The organism is Mesorhizobium sp. M7A.F.Ca.AU.002.02.1.1 (genome assembly GCF_003998535.1).
GTDB classification, from domain to species: domain Bacteria; phylum Pseudomonadota; class Alphaproteobacteria; order Rhizobiales; family Rhizobiaceae; genus Mesorhizobium; species Mesorhizobium ciceri.
The window spans coordinates 1-3439 of sequence record NZ_RZPB01000648.1; the positions used below are offsets into that span (position 1 = coordinate 1).

A 3439-nucleotide genomic window follows, 5' to 3' on the forward strand; every position below is an offset into this window, starting at 1 on the left:
GGAGAGTTGCCTGCCCTTGACGACGAAATGCATATGAATGCGGGTGAACACTCTGGGTTCGGTTTCCGCCCGGTCGGCTTCGAGCTCGACAACGCAGTCCTCGACCGCGTCGCGCCCCTTTTCGAGGATGTGCACGACATCATAGGCCGAACAGCCGCCGGTGCCGATCAGCACCAGCTCCATCGGGCTCGGTCCCGGCGTCCTGCCTTCCGGTCCGGGCGCGGTTCCCAGCACCAGTTTGTGGCCGCTACCGGACTCGCCGACGAAGGTGCGTTCCTCGACCCATTTTACGCGTGCTTTCATCGAACTCGTCCTTCGCCATATTTCGTTGATCGCCATGTCGGCGTTCAGTTCGACAATGCAAAACCCCGAAAGTCCATGATGGACTCTCGGGGCGCAATGTTTGACTTAAGCCAAAAACAACATCTGCTGTTGCGATCAGAACGGGATTTCGTCGTCCAGTTCGCGCGACGAACCGCCACCGCCGCCGCTCTTGGCACCGCCACCACTGCGATTGAAGCCTTCGCTCGGGCTGGACTGGCCGAAATCGGAACCACGGCTGCTGCCGCCACCGGCATAGCCGCCGACTTGGCCGCCTTCACCCTGCCCGCGCGCGTCGAGCATCTGCAGCTCACCGCGGAATTTCTGCAGCACGACTTCCGTCGTGTACTTGTCGGCGCCGGTCTGGTCCTGCCATTTGCGCGTCTGCAGCTGGCCCTCTACATAGACCTTCATGCCCTTCTTCAAATACTGCTCCGCCACCTTGGCGATGCCCTCATTGAAGATGACGACGTTGTGCCATTCGGTCTTTTCCTTGCGCTCGCCGGAATTCTTGTCACGCCAGCTTTCCGACGTCGCAATGCGAATGTTGACGACCGGCTCGCCCGAGTTGAGGCGACGGATTTCGGGATCCGCGCCGAGGTTGCCGACCAAAATGACCTTGTTGACGCTACCCGCCATGATATTTCTCCGCGCTCATCCGAAACAAATTTTTTTGTCGCAGCACCTTACAGGCTGCAGGCGTCAGCCGCTTGCCGTGGCTGCCTTTACCCACAAGGTTTTTGTTCCCTGTTCGTTCTATGGTGCAGATGACGTTCTGTCAATGTTTGTCAGCAAGATGTAGTGTCCCGGCCGGAAATTTCCATGAAATCGGATCTGACCGGGGGCGATCAAATGAAGTCTGTCGCACATGAGGACCAGCAGCGCGAGCAATGGCGAGCAGGTGTGGAAACACGCATGCATGTGTCGGCCAGCAATGGTGCATCGCAACTTTGCATATTCGAGCAATGGGTCGAGCCCACGGTCGGCGCCCCAACGCATTGGCATCCCGTGGAGGAAGTGCTGACCGTTATCGCCGGTAGGGCTGAGATGTGGATCGACGATGAGCATACAGTCGTGACATCGGGCCAGTCTCTCGTTGTCCCCGCGAACAGGAAACACGGGTTCAAGAACGCCGGCACTGGAACGCTTCACATCCACGCCGTCCTTGCGTCGCCGATTTTCGAGGCGACGTTCGATGGGCCTGCCGGAATGGTGAGACGCTGGCTTCCGACAATCTCGTAAAACAGTGCTTGCCAAATCAATAAGTATTCACTTATGCTTTTGACATGATCGAAGCAGAGATTTTTCGCGCACTGGCCGACCCGACGCGCCGCGCCGTCTTTGAGCGGCTAGCCGCAGGCGAGATGAGCGTGTCGGAATTGCGCACCGGTATGACGGTGTCGCAGCCCGCGGTGTCGCAGCATTTGGCCGTCCTGCGTGGCGCAGGCCTGGTGGTCGAGCGGCGAGCCGGCCGCAACGCCTATTACCGCGCCGATCCGCAGGGGCTCGCTCCCTTGCTCTCCTGGATCGAACGCTACCGGACTTTCTGGCCGGAACGCATCGAAAGGCTGAAGGCGGTTTTGAAGGACATGGATCAATGAACGACAGGGGATCAATGGCCGACGAAAGCCATCGCGAAGTCTCTCCGGATGCGCTCGAGTTCGAGTACGACCTTGCCGAGCCGCCGGAAAAGGTCTGGCGGGCCCTGACCGTACCGGAATTGCTCGCCGCCTGGATGATGCCCAACGACATGAGACCCGAGATCGGCAACCGTTTTGCCTTCGCCGGGACGGGCGCGCCGATCGAATGCGAAATCCTCGACGCCGAACCCGAGAAGTTGCTGCGCTATTCCTGGCGGGAGCAGCCGGGCGACGCAGCCAGGCAGGATCCGCTCGACAGTACCGTCACCTTCACGCTTGCCCGCACCGCTTCCGGCGGCACGCATCTGCGCATCGTCCACGACGGTTTTGCCCGCAAGGCCATGCCGGCCATCGCCATGGCAGGCGCCGGCTGCCGTCTTTCGCTCGGTTTGCGCGCAATTGGAAAGCCCATCGCCGCGAACGCACCGCGCCTTCTGCGCGCGGCATAATAGAAAATCGGAGAAGAAAAATGAGCGGTGTTGCCAGTCTGGTGCCGATGGTCATCGAGCAATCGAGCCGCGGCGAACGCGCCTTCGACATCTTTTCGCGGCTGCTGCGCGAGCGCATCATCTTCATCAACGGCGAGATCAACGACGACATCTCGGCGCTGGTCTGCGCGCAGCTTTTGTCGCTGGAATCGGACAATCCCGACAAGGAGATCTCGCTCTACATCAACTCGCCGGGCGGCGTAGTGACCAGTGGTTTCGCCATCTACGACACGATGCAATATATCAGCTGCCCGGTGTCGACCGTATGCATGGGCTTTGCGGCATCGATGGGCTCGTTCCTGCTGATGGCAGGCACACCGGGGCGCCGGATTTCCCTGCCGAACGCCACCATCCTGCTGCATCAGCCGCTGGGCGGGTTCCAGGGCCAGGCCTCCGACATCCAGCGCCATGCCGAGCGCATCGGCAGGACGAAACGGCACATGGCCGAGCTCTACGCGCAGCATTGCGGCCGTACCTATGAAGAGGTCGAGCGCACGCTGGACCGCGACCACTTCATGACCGCCCGCGAGGCGCAGGCATGGGGCATCGTCGACCATGTTTTCGACACGCGCAAAAAGGCGGCGTAAGCCAGGGCCGGAGCGGAGTCCGGCCGGCTGCCGAAGATTTGACGATGCCGGTCTGGTTCCATCGGCGGCGCGCCACTATAGTCCTGGGATGACCGACACTCATCCTTCCAGACCACTGCGCCCCGTCATCGCCGTCGTGGTGCTCGCTTTTGCCAGTCTCGTGAGTGGCGCGGCTCTTGCAGAGGACAGTTCGCCGTCGACGCAAAAAAGCGCCCTGCCCGGCGTGACCGGCGACTACCGCATCGCCAAGCCGGCTCCCGAGCCGGACGATGCGCTGCCGGCCGGCGAGAACGGCACATTCAAGATCGGCGATACGGATGTCAGGATTTCCGGCAGCATCACCGTCGATGTCGGCGCCGACTCGATCGGGCCGCCGCGTCACTGAGTGCGCGCGGAAATGAGC

7 protein-coding genes are annotated in these 3439 nt (G+C 61.4%); 5 read left to right on the top strand and 2 right to left on the bottom strand.

Annotation, left to right across the window (positions count from 1 at the left end; all coding sequences use genetic code 11):
* Together EN879_RS28625 and EN879_RS28630 are read right to left on the bottom strand one after the other, a co-directional pair.
* Positions 1-303, bottom strand: a 303-nt coding sequence (locus tag EN879_RS28625; RefSeq protein ID WP_164774629.1) for an OsmC family protein, incomplete at its 3' end; no start/stop codon positions are given.
* Between the two features lie 135 nt (positions 304-438).
* Positions 439-960 carry a single-stranded DNA-binding protein gene (locus EN879_RS28630; protein WP_063167936.1) on the bottom strand — a complete coding sequence of 174 codons (522 nt, stop codon included), beginning with the start codon at positions 958-960 and terminating at the stop codon, positions 439-441.
* 183 nt (positions 961-1143) lie between these two features.
* Between EN879_RS28630 and EN879_RS28635 the strand changes: the two genes are divergently transcribed.
* The 5 genes from EN879_RS28635 (at position 1144) to EN879_RS28655 (ending at position 3421) form a co-directional block, all read left to right on the top strand.
* Positions 1144-1563 carry a cupin domain-containing protein gene (locus EN879_RS28635; RefSeq protein ID WP_013531835.1) on the top strand — a complete coding sequence of 140 codons (420 nt, stop codon included), beginning with the start codon at positions 1144-1146 and terminating at the stop codon, positions 1561-1563.
* 44 nt (positions 1564-1607) lie between these two features.
* Positions 1608-1922 carry a metalloregulator ArsR/SmtB family transcription factor gene (locus EN879_RS28640; RefSeq protein ID WP_013531836.1) on the top strand — a complete coding sequence of 105 codons (315 nt, stop codon included), beginning with the start codon at positions 1608-1610 and terminating at the stop codon, positions 1920-1922.
* Positions 1919-2410, top strand: coding sequence for an SRPBCC domain-containing protein (locus EN879_RS28645; protein ID WP_063167935.1), 492 nt, complete (start codon positions 1919-1921; stop codon positions 2408-2410). Before EN879_RS28640 ends, EN879_RS28645 begins: the two co-directional genes overlap by 4 nt.
* Positions 2411-2430: 20 nt before the next feature.
* Positions 2431-3036, top strand: a complete 606-nt coding sequence (locus tag EN879_RS28650) for an ATP-dependent Clp protease proteolytic subunit (protein WP_063167934.1) — start codon at positions 2431-2433, stop codon at positions 3034-3036.
* Positions 3037-3124: 88 nt separating this feature from the next.
* Entirely contained in the window at positions 3125-3421 is a 297-nt protein-coding gene (locus tag EN879_RS28655; protein ID WP_063167933.1) for a hypothetical protein, read from the top strand.
* The last annotated feature ends 18 nt before the right edge of the window (positions 3422-3439 follow it).